This is a genomic window from Liberiplasma polymorphum, assembly GCF_043951795.1.
Lineage (GTDB): Bacteria > Bacillota_I > Bacilli_A > Izemoplasmatales > Izemoplasmataceae > Liberiplasma > Liberiplasma polymorphum.
In genome coordinates, this window is record NZ_JBIOAG010000009.1 from 41,070 (window position 1) to 60,663 (window position 19,594).

A 19,594-nucleotide genomic window follows, 5' to 3' on the forward strand; every position below is an offset into this window, starting at 1 on the left:
ACAAAAGGCAACCTCTAAATTTGTATCAGGTACGCCGCAATAGTCATAATCCAACTAAAGTGTAACAAATACGGGTTGTTGTGTCAATGGATTTTTAAAGTAAAAACATGGACAATTTTTGTCCATGTTTATTGACATATAAATCTATTCTAACTACGTTTAATACTTTTTTGATACAGTTTGTGGGTATTGTTTTCTTCGTGATAGAAGTCAATTTTTCTATCTAATAGATCCATGGTAATTTCTTTAAATTTCGCATGAAGTTACATTGCTTTTAGATTTCCAAAGTTCATTGGGTATTCCCTTCGTTAAGGTCTTTAATATAATATCTTTAATCAATAATTGTCCGTTCAAACTCATCTATAATAACGATGTTTTCAGGAATATTAATCCCCGTAGTATTCATCAAGAATGTTTTTGAGTAATTGGACTCTATCTGTCATAATGCCGTCAACACCAAGTTCTATGAGTCTTCGCATTTCGTCTTCATCATTAATAGTCCAATAATGTACGGCTATATTGTGTCTTTGAGCAGTACTTATAAAATTACGTGTTGATAAATCAAGTCCAGAATGGGTTGTGGGTACTTGTAAAACTGCAATTTCATCTCTGAAGAAAAGTGATAATCTAGTAACTTGTAAAATGTAATATTTTTGAACTACTCTATTTTGTGGTGAATACATTAATTCAGGATGTGTGGTATTTCTTAGGTTGACGAATTGATCATAGATTTCCTCATGAAATGTTGCTAATACAATTCTGCCAAAGGTATTATAATCATCATCTAGTTCATCCATAAGTTCAATGACTTTTTCTAATGCCTCAATCCCCACATCGCCTCGTTGTTTTATTTCAACATTCATGTAGTTATTTGGGAAGGCCTTAATTAATTCTTCAAGTGTCGTAGCTAAAAAGACTGTTTCATGTCGTGGTTCAATCCCTTCTGGATAGTTAACATCAAGTGGTGTGACTATTTCACCTCTATAATTTCTATATTCGATGAGTTCTCCACTTACATTAAAACCATTAGAGAAGGGTTCTATATTATTGTAATACCCAAAATTAATCTCTTGTTCAATCAAATCACTATAATTGGTTTCAATAACTTCTGCATATTGCAAACTCGTTCTGCGGTCTAATGTCGTATCATGTGTTAATATAATCACGCCATCTTTTGTTAAAGAAACATCTGTTTCTAGCATGACGGTAGGATCAATACTAAAAGCATTATAGTATGCTTCTAAAGTATTATCAGGGAACTCTTGATTACCGCCACCATGGGCGATTATAACTGGACGGTTGCCTTGTCCTACGATAAAAGGGTTATTGTCAATATTGTTTGGTTTTGGGGAAAATGCAAGGAGTGACCAAACAACGAAGAAAGATAAAACGAAGAACCCTATTTTTCTTAATATTGGTTTAGTTTTTAACATGGTATTCCTCCCTAAGTAATTTCTATATATTATACATGATTTTAGGTAAATTTACCTTGAATATAAACTAAAAGATGGATAGACTATCCATCTTTTGTTAAAGACTTTCTAAAATATTAATCATGTAATTTAAGTAATGTTGAGCGGTTTTTAACTTTTCGATTTGAATTAGAATGCGTTCTTTTTTATATGAAAGGTGTATGAAGGGTGACAAATCAGAGATTACACTAAACAAACGTTCACCGTTAATAGTCTTTGTTTTTTCTTTACTAAGCGTAAACTGGATTGTAGTTTCTTTATCATGAACACGTTCAATATCATGGACTATGGCTAAAGATTCATAAAGTTTTTCTAACATATAAAGTTCTAAAATTTCTGGGAGTTTGCCAAATCTGTCATTGAGTTCTTCTTTTAGAAGTATTAATTCATTTGAACTCATTAAGTCATTAATCCTTTTATGTAGTTCAATACGGATATCATCATCACTAATATAGTCTTCAGGGATGGTTTTATTTACAGGAACTTTGATTAATTGTTTTGCTTTTTCTAAGGTGCCTTTTTCTAAGACATTAATATCCTTATTTTTATCTATTTCTTCTTTCAATATTTCTAAAAACAAATCAATGCCAACACTGTCAATAAAGCCTGATTGTTCTGTGCCTAGTATATCTCCAGCTCCTCTAATGGCTAAATCACGTACTGCAATTTTATAACCACTGCCAAGTTCTGTAAATTCTTTAATGACCTGGAGGCGTTTTAATGCTTCATCTGTTAGTTGTTTGTTTTTTTGATACATTAAATAACTATATGCGATTCGGTCACTTCTACCTACGCGTCCTCTAATTTGATAAAGTTGTGATAAACCAAGCTGATCGGCATCATGAATGATTAGTGTATTTGCATTAGGTATATCAATCCCTGTTTCAATAATTGTTGTACTTACTAATACATCATATTTATGATCTAAAAAATCTTCAATGACTTGTTCTAATCTTAACCGACTCATTTTGCCATGGGCAAAAACAATGCGCGCATCAGGGACTAAATGAGAAAGTTTGTCTTGAATACTTTCAATAGTTTCTACTCGGTTATACAAATAAAATGTTTGTCCACCTCTAGCCAGTTCTCTTTCAATTGCATCTTTAATTACATGGTCATTACGTTGTAAGACATACGTTTGAATTGGGAATCTGTTTTTAGGTGGGGTTTCAAGAAGACTCATTTGTTTAACCCCTGTCATAGCCATTTGCAAGGTTCTAGGTATTGGGGTTGCACTAAGGCTCATCACATCTATATTGGTTCTTAGTGTTTTAATTTTTTCTTTATGTTCTACTCCAAAACGTTGTTCTTCATCAATGATGAGTAACCCTAAATCTTTATAGACGACATCTTTAGATAACAAGCGATGGGTACCTAAAACGATATCTATTTCTCCAGTTTTAAGTTTTTCTAGAACAATTTTTTGTTTAGATTTTGTTACAAAGCGGTTTAAGAGTGCACACTTTATACCGTGCTGTTCTAATCTATCTTTAAAAGTATAATAATGTTGGCGTGCTAAAACAGTTGTTGGCGCTAAATAAGCGACTTGTTTGTTATCAAGAGCGGCTTTAACTGATGCACGTAAAGCGACTTCGGTTTTTCCATAACCAACGTCCCCGCATATTAAACGATCCATAGGACGCTCATCTTCCATGTCTTTTTTAACATCTTCAATTGCTTTGCGTTGATCTTGGGTTTCTTCATAGGGAAAATCAGCTTCAAAAACACTCATAAGTTCGTTATCTTCACTAAATTTAAATCCTTTAACTTTTTCACGTGCTGCATATAACTTAATAAGTTGATCAGCAATATCTTTTGCTTTTTTACGAACACGTTGTTTAGTTTTTGCCCAGTCAGCACTGCCGAGTTTATTAAGTTTAGGGCGTACCCCTTCATGGGCTTCATACTTTTGAATAAGATGGATATTTTCAACAGGGATATAAAGGGTATCATCCCCTTTATACTGAATAACGATATAATCGTTGGTATGATTGGATATATGCATGGTTTCTATGCCAAGAAAACGTCCAATTCCGTGATCGTAATGAACAATATAATCGCCTTTTCTTAGTTCTTTAACGTGACTAATTTTTTTAGTATCTTTAAAAACACTTTTGTATTTAGCTTGTTTTTTTTCGGTCTCGTGATAGATTGCGTATTCATTTAAAACAATTAAATTCGTATCAAACCATTCAAAACTCATCGGATTATCTTCGAGGGTTACGTTAATTTTACGTTCGAAAATGGTATCATTTTTTCCTAATAATTTCACTTCTACATGGTCTTCAATCGATTCAATAAAGTGTTTCATACGTTTTTCATTTTTTAACGTGATTAAAACAGTTGTGTAATTATTATATTTTTGTAGTTCTTTTAAAAGTAAATGAAAGTTATTATCATAAATTGGTGTTTGTTTAGCGCGTAATATAAATGTTTTATGTTTATGTTTAATCGTATCCAGCGGATTTAAATAAACCGTTTTATCATGATAAATTCTATCGATATCTTTAATAAATTTAAACCCTAGTTTAGGGTAATCGTCTAAGTCTAGTACCCAGTCAGTTAAATCACTGACTATGTTATCATAAGATTTTTTAACATAAGGTTGATTAATGTAGATAATAAGCGGGTCATCTAAATAATCTGTAATTGTTTCAAGTGGTTCTTTAAAGAAACTCATATAGCGTGAGAGTTGATCTAAAGAATCATATTCTTTTAGTTGTTCTAACTCATAGAGAACTCTATTTCTTGACTCTTCTTCTAAGTTTAAATGTTCTACTGTTGTTAATACATGACTAACAATTGTATCTAATTGTTCTTGATTATAGAAAAATTCAACCCTTGGAAATAGGGTAAAAGACGTTTTTTTCTCTATAGATCGTTGTGTATTAATATTAAAGGTTCGAATAGAATCGATTTCTGTATCAAAAAAATCAATTCTTATTGGATGATCTAAATCAGTTAAAAATAAGTCAATGATGCTTCCTCTTTGAGAAAATTCACCCACTTGTTCGACGGTGACACTTCTTTTATACCCGAAACGAATTAATGTTTGGATTAAGTGATTAATATCAATATCATCACCAACGTTATAAACGATTTCAGCTTGTTTATAAAAGTCTAATGGAATAAGTTGTTTTATAAACCCTGTTGGATGTGTAATAACAATATTTGATTTTCTTTTAAGTATCGATTGAACTGTATAGAGCCGTTCAAACTTAAGTGCCTCACTCATTGCTAACATTTCTGTAGTGATAAACTCATCTTGAGGATAAAACAAAATTGAATCATCAATATCATTTAATTTATCGTACATTTTTTGTGCGTGGTAAAGATTATGGTGAACGATTAAAAGATTACGATCTGTCATAGATTGCAATAATTTGATCAACAATAGGTTTAAATCGTCAAAAGTATCATTGAGTTCAATTTTACGGTTGTGATCTAAGGCTTCTTTTAAGTCTTTATAATAGGGGGTTGTTTTTAAGTAATTTAGTAATTTATCCATGTTTCACCTCACGCGTTATGGCGAACTTCCCATAAATGGGGGGTTCGCCAAGTTAAGAATAGTTTATCATAAAATAATCGTTAAAAAAACCCTTTTACAAGGGTTTAGTTATAAGTATTCATAATAGCTACGAAGTCAATTCCATCAATGAAGTCGTTCATAATTTTAAAGACTTCTTTAACAGCATCTTCTGTTGGTTTTACTTCTTCTTTATTAAACTGGCTAAGTACATAATCTTTGGTTTCCATATGCGGATGTTTATCAATACCAAATTTCACACGCTTTAAATCGTTTGATAAAAGTGAACTTTGAATTGATCGCATCCCTTTATGACCGCCATCGCTGCCTTGATAACGCAGGCGTAACTTAGCTAAGGGTAAATCTAAGTCATCATAAATGATTAAAATATCTTCTAAATCAATATTGTAGTACGTGACAATTTTAGAAACGCTAATTCCTGAAAGATTCATAAAGGTTTGGGGTTTAAGAAGAATATAATCATTTGTTTTAATTAGTTCTCCTTGAAACTTTTTATCGTTTTTAAATGATTGTTTGGTTTGTTTAGCAAAATAATCAAGGCATAAAAATCCAATATTGTGTTTGGTATTTTGATATTTTTTACCAGGATTTCCTAGTCCAACAATAAGTTTCATGATTATTTCTTTTTCGGTTTAATCACTAAGTAACGGTTTGGATTTTCGCCTTCAGATTTAGTGATAACGTCACGCCAATCTGCAAGTTTAGTATGAACAATACGACGTTCATAAGCATTCATTGGGGTTAATTTAACCGGTACTTTAGTACGTGCAACTTCTTTAGCGGTTTTGGTTGCTAAAATTTCAAGTTGTTTTTTTCGGTTTTCTTTATACCCACCAATATCTACTAAAACCATTTTGTGATCTTCAGTATATACATTGATTAAATTACGAATATAAAATTGAATGCCTTCTAATGTTTTACCGTTTTTACCAATTAAAACAGGGTTTTCTTCAGTTTCAACTTCATAAACAATTTCTTGTTCACTTGGTGTAGACACTGTTATTGTTGCCTCAACACCCATATTTTCAAACAGAGCTTCTAGCGTTTCAAGACCAAGTTTAACCACATCAACATCCACATAAGCTTCTACTGTGTATGATTTTCTTAATCCTAACATGCTTTTTTTCTCTGTTGTATCGAATTTAATATATTTTTCATTAACACGGAAATCTTTTACCGCTTCTAGACGTGCTTCTTCGAGTGTTTTTACTTCAAACGTTAATTTTTTCATATAAATCACCCTATATTTTTGATTTTTTTGCTTCTAAACGTTGAATGGTTTGTTTACGGTTTACATAAGTTTGAACAAACTGGAATAAGTTCCCAATAATCCAATAAAATGCAATCCCTAGACTTGTGAATGCGATAAATACTAACATGAAAGTCATGAAGTACATCATATATTTCATCGTTTTTTCTGATTGTTCTTGTTGTGCTGTACGATATTTTCTGTTTTGTAAGGCTTCAGGTTTAGTCATTGCATATTTTTGATACCCAAACATTGTTGCTCCTACAATAAATGCTAAGACAATAAATGTGGTATTTTGCAAACTATACCATGGCGTAACTGGTTCATCTGTAAAACTAAACCATAAGAAGTTAAAATTTAAATTTTCAGTAAATCTTGGGGTTAAAGGAATACGACGTACCGTTTGATACATAGCAATAAAGATTGGCATTTGTAATAATGGGAGTAAACATCCTAAAGGATTAATTCCATATTCTTTATAAATTTGCATCATTTCTTGTTGTTGTGCTCTTTGGCTTGCAGGGTCAGTTTTACCTTGATATTTTTGTTTTAATTTTTCAAGTTCTGGTTGAGCGATTTGCATGTTCGTACTTAACGCAGTACTTTTTGAGTAAATTGGCCATCCAAGGATACGAATAAGTAATGTAATAATAATAAGTCCGACTGCATAATATCCACCAGCTAACATACTAACTACATAAATAAGATCAGCTACACGTGCAACAATCCATTGAACCCATGTGAATCCGCCACCTTCGCCGATACCCATTTCGTAATGAGCTGTGTTACAGCCACTTAATGTTGTCACAACAAGTAGTAGTACAACAACTAATACCAGTTTTTTATAATTTTTCATTTTTTCACCTCGATGATATTTTGTTTAATCAACAATTGTTCTAGTGATTCTTTTAATGTTTGATAACTACAACTTCTTGCTTCTGGATTCACAATAATAAAGAAATCAATATTTGATTGAATGGTTTGTTGGCTTACAATCATGCGTAACTGTCTTTTAACTTTATTACGATTAACTGCATTCCCATATTTTTTGGGGACACTAACTGCAAATCTAAAATAAGGTATCTCATGGTTTTTTCTACTGTATAATTTAAAATACTTATTTCTAACTGCGTTACGTGTCTTAATAATTGATTCAATGTCTTGTGATTTTTTAACTCTAAATAATTTCTTCAGCCTCATCAACCCCTAAATAATAAAAACACCTAAAAAAGAATCTTTTTTCAGGTGTTTACAAGTTTAATTAAGATTTAGTTTTTTATATTATTATGCGGTTAATGTTTTACGACCTTTAAGTCTGCGTCTAGCGATTATTTTACGCCCACCGACTGAAGCCATACGAGCGCGAAATCCATGAACTTTTTTTCTCTTACGTGTGTTTGGTTGATATGTTCTTTTCATGATCAACACCTCCTAATTCATTTGCGAAAAACCATGCTACAACATTATATATAATAATAAGCAGTGTGTCAATAGCATTCCATTTTTTTTTGATTTATAAAGATTATAAAGTAGTTTTCCACACAATATATCGGCTAATTTCTCATATTTCGACATTTGTGAATGTGGAAATGTGGAAACATTGAAAACTACCAAATATTAAAATGTGTATAACTCTTACAACGGCTAATTAAAGCATCTTTTTACTAAATAGTTTTGCGCATTAAGTATGTTGACTTAAAAAGTTTTCCACATTTTATGTCTATAAATATTTGTTTTTTTTATGGTTTTTCTATGCTAAACTAATGATACGTTTTTAGGGGTGATTTAATGCAAGAACATGTTGAAGTCTGGAACGAGATTAGGAGCGAACTCGCCGACACATTTGAAGAACAATCATTTCAAGAGACAATCGGGGCGATTGACTCTATTTTTAAAGTGAAAAATAATTACATTTATTTGCTAGTTGAAAATGAATTTGTAAAAAAAAGAATTGAAATGCTTTATCTAACAAAAATGAACCGCTTGTTAGAAGGACATATGTCTGATACCTATAAATATAAACTAATTACTAAAGATCAAGCTGAAAAGGAACTCGTTGCTCAAAAAAGTTATGAAATTAATACCCCAGAAAGTGAATTTGGACAAACAGAATTTAATACAAACTTAAATCCTAGTTACACTTTTGATAACTTTGTTGTAGGTAACTCAAACCGTTTAGCTTATACATCTGCTATTAAAGTAGCTGATCAACCTGGTATTGTTGCGAATCCTTTATACATCTTTGGGGATGTAGGCTTAGGTAAAACGCACTTAATGCAATGTGTTGGTAACTATATTTTAGAAGGCGATATTCATAAAAAAGTCCTTTATGTAAAAGCAGATCAATTTGTAGAAGAGTACGTTCGTTTAGCTAGTAAAAAGAAATTTGATGAATTTAACGATCAATACCGTGATGTGGATGTTTTGTTAGTAGATGACATCCAGTTTTTAGCTAAAAAAGAAAAATCGCAAATCGAATTTTTTAAATTATTTGAAATATTACACTCACATCAAAAACAAATAGTTATAACCTCAGACCGCAGTGCTAGTGACTTAAAAGACATTATGTCAAGACTTACATCACGATTTTTATGGGGTGTTTCTGTTGATATTAATCGACCTGATTTAGATCATCGTATTAAAATTCTAGAGAAAAAATTAATGGCAGAAACAAGTGATAAAAACCTAATTCCTACAAAAGTATTAGAATATATCGCCAGTGTTTTTGATAACAATGTTCGTGAATTAGAAGGCGCACTTAAACGTGTATTATTTTATTGTACTGCGTTTAATTTTGAATTTAATATTAAAAATGCAGAAATTGCACTTGAAAGTTTAGTAAAACCTAAAAAAAATCATAAAGATTTTGTTAAATCAAAAATTAATAATGTCTTAAGTCTTGTAAGTGATTATTATAATATTTCTACAACAGATTTAGTATCAAAAAAACGTACTAGAAATTTTATGTATCCTAGACAGGTAGCCATGTACTTGATTAAGACAACCTATGATTTACCTTATAAAAAAATAGGTTCTTACTTTAGCAATAGAGACCACTCAACTGTGATGCATTCTGTTGAAAAAATAACTAATGATATTCAAATAGATACTAATGTAAAAATCGATGTAGAAAAATTGTCGATAAAATGTGGAGAAAACTAAAAAAAATAACACGTTTTTTCGCTAAACTATGGTATAATTATCTAGGTAAGATAGTGTTTTAAACATTTCCACGCTACACTTATAATAATAACTTTAAAAACATATTAATTATTTAAGAGGTGATTTCATGCGTTTCGAAATTAACAAAGATAAATTACTGTACCATCTTATCGTCGCACAAAAAGCTTTATCTAATAAAACACCAAACCCTGCATTACAAGGAATTAAACTTGATGTTTTAGAAGATCATTTAATACTCACAACTAGTAATTCAGATATTTCAATTAAAATTAAATTAGAAGACTCTAGTTTAAATATTGAAGAAAAAGGATCTGTATTAATTCCTGGTAAATATTTTATTGAGATTATTCGTAAGTTAGATGGTCAAATGGTTCAAATGTCTTATATTGATGATAATTTACTACGTATAGAAGCTGATCACTCAGATATTACTTTAAATATGCTTGAAATTGACGATTATCCAAATTTAATATTTAATGAAAAAGAAACGTTTATTAAAATTAATGTTCGCACATTAAAAACCATTATTAGACAAACAGCTTTTTCAACTTCAACTATTGAAAATCGTCCAATATTAACAGGAGTTAATCTAAAAATTGATGGTCAAAAACTTAGTGCAGTTGCGACAGATTCATATAGATTGAGTCAAAAAACAATTACACTAGAAGATACTTACGATAAAATGAATGTTATTATTCCAGGAAAAAGTTTAGAAGAACTTATGAAAATCCTTGAAAACAATCAAGATTATGTTCAAATTCATTTTGATCAATCACGTGTTTTATTTAAGTATAACAATATTTTATTCTTATCGAGATTACTTGAAGGAAATTATCCTGAGACCTCAAAATTGATTCCTCAAGAATTTCCTGTTCAAATTAAATTTAACAAAGAACAACTTTTAACGGCAATTGAACGTGCAAGTCTATTATCAAGTCGAGATGGGCACAACGCGATTGTAAAATTAAACTTAAGACAAGATGATACAGTTGAAATTTCTTCTAATTCACCTGAAATTGGGCGTGTACTAGAAGAAATCTATCCAGTTGATGAAGTAGTTGGTTCACCTATAAAAATTGCTTTTAGCTCAAAATATGTCCTTGAAGCACTTAAGGTTTTTGCCTCAAGTGAAGTGAGTGTAAGTTTCACTGGAGAGATTCGTCCATTCATCATAACAGGTGAATATGATGAGGATATGTTACAACTTGTTTTACCAGTAAAAACAGATTAAAAAAACTGATATTTTTAGGGCTCATTTTGAGCCCTTTTTTTTACGTAAAACCTTGTTTTCACATACTATATAATATATAATATATATAAGTATTTATATATATGAAAGAGTGGTTCTATGGAGACTGTAAAAATACATACTGATTTTATCACTTTAGGTCAATTATTGAAGTTTGTAAATATTGCGAGTAGCGGTGGAGATATTAAAGCTATTTTAGCAACAAAAAAAATAACCGTAGATCAAGAAGTCGATAACAGACGTGGCCGTAAACTTTATAAAGGCATGGTTATTGATATTCAAGATTACGGCGTTTTTAAAATCGTATGATTATCAAACAACTAGAATTATCCTCTTTTAGAATTTATAACACCTTAAATTTAGAATTTCATCCTAACTTAAATATTATTATAGGAGATAATGCTCAAGGTAAAACTAGTATTTTAGAAGCGATTCATTTATTAGGATTAACCAAGTCTCACAAACTATCTAAAGATGAGGATATCATTCAAAAAGGCGCAGAGTACGCTAAAATTTCCGCACTCTGCGATTTTAAAGACAAAAAGACCCAACTGAACATGGTCCTATCAAAAGGCGGTAAGAAAGTAAAATACAACCGTATAGAAATGACAAAACTTAGCGATTATATAGGATTGTTAAATGTGGTTATGTTTTCTCCAGAAGACTTAGATTTAATTAAAGGGGCGCCTTTAGAACGTAGAAGATTCTTAGATTTAGAAATTGGACAACTCTCAAAAAACTATATAAATGATTTAACACATTACCGTAGATTATTAAAAGAACGTAATGATGTTTTAAAAGGAATTTCACTTAAAAAATTTGATCATATAACCCTTGAAGTTATAACAGACCAACTAATTCATTATGCTGAAAAAATTGTAACTAAAAGAAAAACATTTATTGAGTCATTAAACAATCATTTAACAGAAACCATTCCGCTAATCAGTGAAGAAGACCCTGTTGTAAAAATTGTTTATGAGCCTTCAATAGAAAAAGATTTTAAAAAAGCATTAGAAAAAAAAGAACCTATTGATATCTTGACAGGCTCAACAAGTTTAGGGCCTCATCGTGATGATTACGGATTTTATTATGATGATGACGTTGTTAAAAACTTTGCATCACAAGGTCAAATTAGAACAATAGTTCTTGCATTAAAGCTCGCAGTTACCGAAATGATATTCGCTAAAAGAGGCCATTACCCAATTGTTTTACTTGATGATGTTTTTAGTGAATTAGATTATAAAAGGCAAGAAAGTATTATTTATAAGTTAAACAAAAACGCACAGATTTTTATAACAACGACAGACTTAAATCAAATTAATAAAAAGTATATAAAAGAATCAACTGTATTTGAAATACACGCAGGTAAAATCAAAGGAGTGAAACACCATGGATGAAAAAAGAACTTATACGTCGAGTAATATTCAAATTCTTGAGGGGTTAGAAGCAGTTAAGAAACGCCCAGGGATGTTTATTGGTTCAACAGGACCAAGAGGATTACATCATTTAGTATGGGAAATCGTAGATAATGCTGTTGATGAGGCATTAGCTGGGTATGCATCAACCATAACTATTGATATTTTAGAAGACAATATTGTTAAAGTTCAAGATGATGGACGTGGGATTCCAGTTGATACCCATCCTAAAACAGGATTACCAGCTGTTGAAACAATTTTAACTACCCTTCATGCGGGTGGTAAATTTGATAACCAAAGTTATAAAGTATCTGGAGGACTCCATGGGGTTGGTGCAAGTGTTGTTAATGCATTAAGTACATGGCTAGAAGTCGATATTCACCGTGATGGTAGACAATATATTCAACGCTATGAAAAAGGAATCACTTCAACACCACTACAAGAATTAGGTGAAACCCCGTTAACAGGGACAATGATTACTTTTAAAGCTGATCCAGATATTTTCAAAGAAACAACGGAATACGACTTTGAAACATTAAGATTACGTATCCAACAAATGGCTTTTTTAAATAAAGGGATTAACTTTCACATAACTGATCATCGTGAACCAAATAATATTGTAACAAAGAGTTATATTTATGAAGGCGGAATTATAGAGTATGTCGCTTATTTAAATAAAAACAAAGAAAACCTTCATCAAAAAGTTATTTATGCTGAAGGGGAACAAGAAGGTATTATCGTTGAGATTGCAATGCAATATAACGATTCTTTTAGCCAAAACATTTTCCCATTTACTAATAATATTCATAACATGGAAGGTGGGACGCATGAGGAAGGATTTAAACTTACACTTACTCGTATCTTAAATACTTATGCGAAAACCAATAATATCTTTAAAAAAGATGAATCTTTACTAGGTGAAGATACACGTGAAGGTCTTACAGCTATTATTAGTGTAAAACATCCTGATCCTCAGTTCGAAGGTCAAACTAAATCTAAACTAGGTAGTACTGAAGTTCGTAAAGTTGTGGCCCAAATTTTAAGTGAAGGGTTAGAACGATACTTACTTGAAAATCCGAATGATGCAAGAATCATTATTGAAAAAGCACTTCTTGCCTCTCGTGCAAGACTTGCGGCTAAAAAAGCACGTGAAGCCACCCGTCGTAAAAGCCCATTAGATGGGTTAGGGTTTGCATCAAAACTTGCAGACTGCCGCACGAAAGATCCTAGAAAAAGCGAACTATATATTGTAGAGGGTGATTCTGCAGGTGGTAGTGCAAAACAAGGAAGAGATTCTGAGTTTCAAGCCATTTTACCATTACGCGGAAAAGTGTTAAACGTAGAAAAAGCCCGTTTAGATAAAATATTAGGAAATAAAGAAATATTATCATTAATCCAAGCATTTGGAACAGGTATTGGTGATGAGTTCAACGCAGATAACAGCCGTTACCATAAAGTTGTAATTATGACGGATGCGGATGTGGATGGAGCACATATTAGAACATTACTGCTCACGTTCTTGTTTAGACACATGAAAGCATTAATTGAAAAAGGGTATGTCTATATTGCGCAACCGCCACTATATAAAATACAACAAGGAAAGCGCATAGATTACGCGTTTACTGAAAAAGAATTAGCGATTAAACTTGAAGATTTCGGACCAAGATCTCAAATCCAACGCTATAAAGGACTTGGAGAAATGAATCCTGATCAGTTATGGGAAACAACTATGGACCCAAATACAAGAACATTACTTAAAGTATCCCTAGATGATGCAATGGATGCAGATCATGTATTTAGCATGTTAATGGGTGATGATGTTGCCCCACGTAAAGAGTTTATACAAGAAAATGCATTAGCCGTGCAAAATCTAGATGTTTAGGAGTGAATTAAATGGATGATAACAATATAATAAAACCAATAGAGTTTGATAAAATATCAGAAATAAATATCACCAAAGAAATGAAAAGCTCATTCCTAAGCTACGCAATGAGCGTTATTGTTTCACGCGCATTACCTGATGTTAGAGATGGATTAAAACCAGTTCACCGCCGTATTTTATACGGGATGGAAGAACTAGGTGTTCAACCAGATAAATCCTTTAAAAAATCTGCCCGTATTGTCGGGGATGTTATGGGGAAATATCATCCTCATGGGGATAGTGCAATCTATGATGCAATGGTACGTATGGCACAAACATTTAGTTACCGTTACCCACTAGTTAATGGACACGGAAACTTCGGTTCCATTGACGGAGATGGCGCAGCTGCAATGCGTTACACCGAAGCTAAAATGCATAAAATTACTGCAGAAATGCTTTCTGATATTAAAAAAGACACCATCGATTTTGTCGATAACTATGATGGATCTGAAAGAGAACCAAGCGTTTTACCAAGTAAATTCCCGAACCTACTTGTAAATGGGTCAACAGGGATTGCTGTTGGTATGGCCACAAATATTCCACCACATAACTTAACTGAAGTGATTAATGGCGTATTAGCGTACATTGAAAATAATGATGTTACCACTGAAGAGTTAATGGATATCATCACAGGTCCTGACTTTCCAACAGGTGGTACGATCATGGGAATTAGTGGATTAAGACAAGCTTATGAAACTGGAAATGGCTCTATTAAGATAAGAGCTAAAGCTGACATAACAGAAGAAAAATCAGGAAAGAAAACCATAACCATTACAGAAATTCCATACCAAGTTAATAAATCACGATTAATTGAAAAAATTGCAGAGCTTGCAAAAGAAAAACGTATTGAAGGCATTACAGATTTAAGAGATGAATCTAATCGTAACGGAATTAAGATTGTTATTGAACTTAGAAAAGATGCAAATGCTGAAGTAACACTTAATAATTTATACAAGTTCACCCCTCTTCAAACGTCGTTTGGGATGAATATGTTAGCACTTGTTAACAATCAACCTAAAATTTTAAGTTTAAAAGAAATGCTTATTCATTATGTTGATCATCAAGTTGAGGTTTTAACAAGAAGATCGATTTTCGACTTAGATAAAGCAAAAGCAAGAGCACATATCCTTGAAGGATTACTCATTGCACTTGACCGTATTGACGCGGTCATAGAAGTTATTCGTAATGCTTATGATGATGCAGAAGAACAGTTAATGAGTAAGTTTGATTTATCTAGTGAACAAGCAAAAGCGATATTAGAGATGCGTTTACGCCGCTTAAGTGGCTTAGAACGTGAGAAGATTGATCAAGAATTAAAAGATCTGTATGTAACTATTTCAGAACTTGAATTCTTACTTGCAAATGAAGGGCGTAAATTTGAAATTATTAAAGATAATTTAATTCAGTTAAGAGAAACTTACGGAGACGGTAGACGTACAGAAGTTTCATTAGCACTTGATTTAGATATTGAAGATGAAGATTTAATTCCAGAAGAAAATGTCATTATCACTATTACACAAGGTGGTTATTGTAAACGTATGACTACTGAGAGTTATAAAACTCAAAACCGCGGTGGTAAGGGATTAACTGGTATTAAAACCAATGAAGATGATGCGGTTGAACATATTATTCCAACCTCAACCCATGACTTCTTACTGTTCTTTACTAACAAAGGACGTATCTACAAAATGAAAGGGTATAAGATTCCATCTTATAGCCGCCAATCTAAAGGATTACCACTTGTTAACTTATTGCAACTTGAAGATAATGAAACTTTACAAGCCATCGCAAACATTAAAAACTTTGATGAAAACCAATACTTGTTCTTTGTTACTAAAAAAGGTGTTGTTAAACGTACACACGTCAATGCATTCCAAAATATTAGAGCATCAGGAATCCGCGCAATCAACTTAAAAGAAGGCGATGAACTTCTTGATGTGCGACAAACATTCGGAAACCAAGATGTCATTATTGGCGCATCAAACGGAAAAGCGATTCGCTTTAACGAAGAAACCGTTCGTGATATGGGACGTGTGGCTAGTGGTGTTAGAGGAATTAGACTAGGTGAAAACGATGAAGTTGTTGGAATCAGTTTAGTTGGAGAAGAAAGAAATCAAGTACTAATAGTTACGGAAAATGGCTATGGTAAGCGAACAGAGATTGAAGAATATCGCCAACAAAACCGTGGTGGTAAAGGGGTTAAAACCTTAAATGTTACAGAAAAAAACGGACAACTTGTTAAGCTAAAAAGTGTTTGTGGTGATGAAGATTTAATCATTATTACTAATAAAGGCATGATGATCCGTATAGCTATAGAACAAATTGCCCAAACAAGCCGTGCAACTCAAGGGGTTCGCCTGATGAGATTAAACGAAGGACATAGCGTCGCAACCGTTGCAGTTGTACCTAAGGAAGAAATCGATGATATCTTACAAGAAGAAGTATTAAATGAACAACTTGAAGCTACAAAAGAAGTTGCCCATAATGAAAGTGTAGAAACCCCACTTCATATAGAAGAAACCCCATCTATAAACTCAGAAATTACTGAAGAATTAGAAGATAACGACGAAACTAATGATACTGAAAAACCTAAATTAAACTTGTTTGATGACGAAGAGTAATTGACAAATAGTTTAAGCTTTGATAAACTGCATGTATAAATGAAAGCCATAAAGAGACTAAGTAATTTTGACTTTTTAAAAGAGAACTAGTGGATGGTGTAAACTAGTATTAGTCATAATGAAATCTACCTCTTTTGCGGAACTAATCCTTCCCGGTTTATTACCGTTATCAATATCGAGTGAGTGCTATGCACTAACTAGGGTGGCAACACGGGTTTAAACTCGTCCCTTTACGGGGACGAGTTTTTTTATTTATTAAAAGGAGGTATATCTATGTTAGATATCAAATTAATTCGAGATAATCTTGAAGAAGTTATTAAGCGTTTAAATACAAGAGGGGAAGACTTTAGCTATTTAAGAGAAGTTTTAACCATGGATGAAAAAAGAAGAGAATACTTACAAAAAAGTGAAGCATTAAAACAAGCACGTAATGAAGCTAGTAAGCAAATTGGTATTTTAAAACGTGAAGGCAAAGATATTAAAGATGTTGTCAGTCAAATGGACCTTGATAAAGAAACCATGCAAAAATATGACATACTCTTAAAAGAACTTGAAGATAAAATCACATATCAATTACTGATTACACCGAATCTTCCTAACGAAAAAATACCACTTGGAAAAGATGAATCAGATAATCTTTTAATCAAGGAATATGGCCTTATTCCGGAATTTGACTTTGAGGTAAAACCGCACTGGGAAATTGGGGTAACACTTAATATTTTAGATTTTGAACGTGCAGCAAAAGTCGCATCAAGTCGCTTTGTTGTATATAAAGGTGATGGCGCAAGATTAGAGCGTGCATTAATTAACTTTATGATGGATTTACATCGTGATGAGCATGGGTATTTAGAAGTCATGTTGCCTTACATCGTAAACTATGAATCTATGTTGGCAAGTGGACAATTCCCTAAATTTGAAGATGAGGCATTTAAATTAGTTGATGACCGTAATCTATATTTAAATCCCACAGCAGAAGTACCTAGCATTAACCTACACCGTAATGAAATTTTAGATATAACTGATCTTCCAATTAAATATACAGCGTTTACAACTGCTTTTAGACAAGAAGCAGGGAGTGCAGGAAGAGATACAAGGGGCATTATAAGACAACATCAATTTAATAAAGTTGAACTGATTAAGTTTAGCACGCCAGAAACTTCTTATGATGAACTAGAAGCAATGCTTAAAAATAGTGAAAAAGTGTTACAACTACTAGAATTACCTTATCGCATTGTTGAACTTTGTAGTGGTGATGTTGGCTTTGCAATGGCAAAAACATATGATATTGAAGTCTATTTACCTTCATATAATACTTACCGTGAAATCGGGAGTATATCAAATGCTGAAGACTATCAAGCAAGAAGAGCAAACATTAAATTTAGAAGAACAAAAGATTCAAAACCAGAATTTGTTCATACTCTAAACGGGTCAGGACTCGCAGTAGGTAGAACGGTTGTGGCAATCTTAGAAAACTATCAGCAAAAAGATGGTACAATTAAAGTACCTACAGTATTAATTCCGTATATGAAAAAAGATCTTATTAAATAATTAGGAGGCTACTATGTTTCAGTTACAAAAAGCGTTTAGTTTACAAGAAGAAAGTAAGACTTTAATTTTAACAAATGATTTAGAAAATGCACTAGTTACTACTATTTTTGAGGGATTAAATCTATCTAACGATATCCTCTCAAATGAGCCATTTACCACAGTTTATACCTTGGGTAAACTCGCAGCGAAAAAAGTTATTATTATAGAAAAAGATTTTTTAGAAAATACCAAAAAAACAACGACTGTACTTAAAGCGATTAGTGGGTTAAAAGAAGATGCTATTTTGTTACTTGATTCTTTTGACGAGAAAAAAATCAGTCATTTATTTGAAGGATTGTTAACAATTGGATATACGTTTAACAAATTAAAATCAAAAGATGATAACAAACAGTATAATCTTGCTTATTTCACTGAAAAAACACTTGATGATGCTATTCATGAAGGCGTTGTGTATGGAGAAGCAATTAACCATACCAAAGACTTAGTTAATTTACCTTATAATTATTTAAATGCAACCGGACTTGCTGAATATGCAACATCTTTATCTGTTATTGATAACCTAACTGTAAAAATCCTTAATAAAAAAGAAATTGAAGCGCTAAATATGGGTGCATTCTTAGGGGTTAATAAAGGAAGTAAAGACGAACCTAAACTTATACATATTGATTACAATGGAGATGCCTCATCTAAAGAAATCACGGCATTAATCGGAAAAGGTGTCATGTATGATACTGGTGGATATTCCTTAAAAACACCACAAGGGATGCCTAATATGAAATGTGATATGGCGGGTGCAGCAACGGTTTTAGGTTCTATTGAAGCCATTGCCCGTTTAAAGTATAAAGCAAATGTTAGTGTTATTATTGCAGCAACAGACAACCGTATCGGAGACGATGCTATTGTTCCAGATGATATCTTAACTGCTGCAAATGGGTTAACCATTGAAATCATTTCTACAGATGCTGAGGGGCGTTTAACTTTAGCGGATGCATTATGGTATGCACAAAAAGAAGGTGCAACTAAATTAATCGATGTTGCAACCCTTACTGGTGCAATCGTTGCAGCACTAGGAAAAGACTATACTGGTGCATTCACAAATAATAAAAACTTTTTAGAAGAACTTAAAAAAGTTTCAGAAGAAACCAAAGAAGGTATTTGGGAAATGCCAATTTCAGAAGGATACCGTGAAGAGTTAAAAAGCTATGCTGCAGATATGAGCAATAAAGGTGGTCGTTTAGCAGGTGCATCAATTGCAGCTGCGTTTTTGGAAAAATTCATTGAAAATGATTGTCCTTGGATTCATCTAGATATTGCTGGTACGTCTTTTGAATCAGCAACAGGGGCAACAGGAACGATGGTTAAAACATTAGCTAGATTATTTAAATAAAA

The 19,594-nt window shown here is 32.3% G+C and carries 15 protein-coding genes and 1 other annotated feature; of the genes, 8 read left to right on the plus strand and 7 right to left on the minus strand.

The genetic code is table 11. The features are described from left to right. Positions 1-386: 386 nt before the first annotated feature. The 7 genes from ACHAJD_RS03330 to rpmH form a co-directional block, all read right to left on the minus strand. Complete coding sequence (locus ACHAJD_RS03330) at positions 387-1,433, minus strand: glycerophosphodiester phosphodiesterase family protein (RefSeq protein WP_435584445.1); 1,047 nt, start codon at positions 1,431-1,433, stop codon at positions 387-389. Between the two features lie 97 nt (positions 1,434-1,530). Beyond that, a complete protein-coding gene (gene mfd / locus ACHAJD_RS03335) occupies positions 1,531-4,980 on the minus strand; it encodes a transcription-repair coupling factor (protein WP_435584446.1) in 3,450 nt (1,149 codons plus the stop codon). A 104-nt stretch (positions 4,981-5,084) separates the two neighbouring features. Next, entirely contained in the window at positions 5,085-5,633 is a 549-nt protein-coding gene (gene pth / locus ACHAJD_RS03340) for an aminoacyl-tRNA hydrolase (protein ID WP_435584447.1), read from the minus strand. A gap of 2 nt (positions 5,634-5,635) precedes the next feature. Then, positions 5,636-6,250, minus strand: coding sequence for an RNA-binding cell elongation regulator Jag/EloR (jag, locus tag ACHAJD_RS03345; RefSeq protein WP_435584448.1), 615 nt, complete (start codon positions 6,248-6,250; stop codon positions 5,636-5,638). 10 nt (positions 6,251-6,260) lie between these two features. After that, positions 6,261-7,124: a YidC/Oxa1 family membrane protein insertase gene (locus ACHAJD_RS03350; protein ID WP_435584449.1), complete on the minus strand. Its 864-nt coding sequence runs from the start codon at positions 7,122-7,124 to the stop codon at positions 6,261-6,263. After that, positions 7,121-7,468, minus strand: coding sequence for a ribonuclease P protein component (gene rnpA / locus ACHAJD_RS03355; protein ID WP_435584450.1), 348 nt, complete (start codon positions 7,466-7,468; stop codon positions 7,121-7,123). Before rnpA ends, ACHAJD_RS03350 begins: the two co-directional genes overlap by 4 nt. A gap of 84 nt (positions 7,469-7,552) precedes the next feature. After that, positions 7,553-7,687: a 50S ribosomal protein L34 gene (gene rpmH / locus ACHAJD_RS03360; protein ID WP_435584451.1), complete on the minus strand. Its 135-nt coding sequence runs from the start codon at positions 7,685-7,687 to the stop codon at positions 7,553-7,555. Between the two features lie 369 nt (positions 7,688-8,056). Between rpmH and dnaA the strand changes: the two genes are divergently transcribed. The 8 genes from dnaA to ACHAJD_RS03400 all read left to right on the plus strand — a co-directional run bounded on the left by dnaA (position 8,057) and on the right by ACHAJD_RS03400 (position 19,592). Beyond that, entirely contained in the window at positions 8,057-9,430 is a 1,374-nt protein-coding gene (gene dnaA, locus ACHAJD_RS03365; protein ID WP_435584452.1) for a chromosomal replication initiator protein DnaA, read from the plus strand. Between the two features lie 127 nt (positions 9,431-9,557). Further along, positions 9,558-10,682 (plus strand): DNA polymerase III subunit beta, encoded by a 1,125-nt coding sequence (dnaN, locus tag ACHAJD_RS03370; protein ID WP_435584453.1) that lies wholly within the window; start codon positions 9,558-9,560, stop codon positions 10,680-10,682. 117 nt (positions 10,683-10,799) lie between these two features. Beyond that, positions 10,800-11,009 carry an RNA-binding S4 domain-containing protein gene (locus tag ACHAJD_RS03375; RefSeq protein WP_435584454.1) on the plus strand — a complete coding sequence of 70 codons (210 nt, stop codon included), beginning with the start codon at positions 10,800-10,802 and terminating at the stop codon, positions 11,007-11,009. Continuing rightward, positions 11,006-12,097, plus strand: coding sequence for a DNA replication/repair protein RecF (recF, locus tag ACHAJD_RS03380; RefSeq protein WP_435584455.1), 1,092 nt, complete (start codon positions 11,006-11,008; stop codon positions 12,095-12,097). Before ACHAJD_RS03375 ends, recF begins: the two co-directional genes overlap by 4 nt. Further along, positions 12,090-13,997, plus strand: a complete 1,908-nt coding sequence (gene gyrB / locus ACHAJD_RS03385; RefSeq protein ID WP_435584456.1) for a DNA topoisomerase (ATP-hydrolyzing) subunit B — start codon at positions 12,090-12,092, stop codon at positions 13,995-13,997. Before recF ends, gyrB begins: the two co-directional genes overlap by 8 nt. 11 nt (positions 13,998-14,008) lie before the next feature. Then, complete coding sequence (gene gyrA / locus ACHAJD_RS03390; protein ID WP_435584457.1) at positions 14,009-16,657, plus strand: DNA gyrase subunit A; 2,649 nt, start codon at positions 14,009-14,011, stop codon at positions 16,655-16,657. 39 nt (positions 16,658-16,696) lie between these two features. Next, positions 16,697-16,890: a binding site (T-box leader), on the plus strand. 40 nt (positions 16,891-16,930) lie between these two features. Continuing rightward, entirely contained in the window at positions 16,931-18,205 is a 1,275-nt protein-coding gene (gene serS, locus ACHAJD_RS03395) for a serine--tRNA ligase (RefSeq protein ID WP_435584458.1), read from the plus strand. A 13-nt stretch (positions 18,206-18,218) separates the two neighbouring features. After that, positions 18,219-19,592, plus strand: a complete 1,374-nt coding sequence (locus ACHAJD_RS03400; RefSeq protein ID WP_435584459.1) for a leucyl aminopeptidase family protein — start codon at positions 18,219-18,221, stop codon at positions 19,590-19,592. Positions 19,593-19,594: the final 2 nt, after the last annotated feature.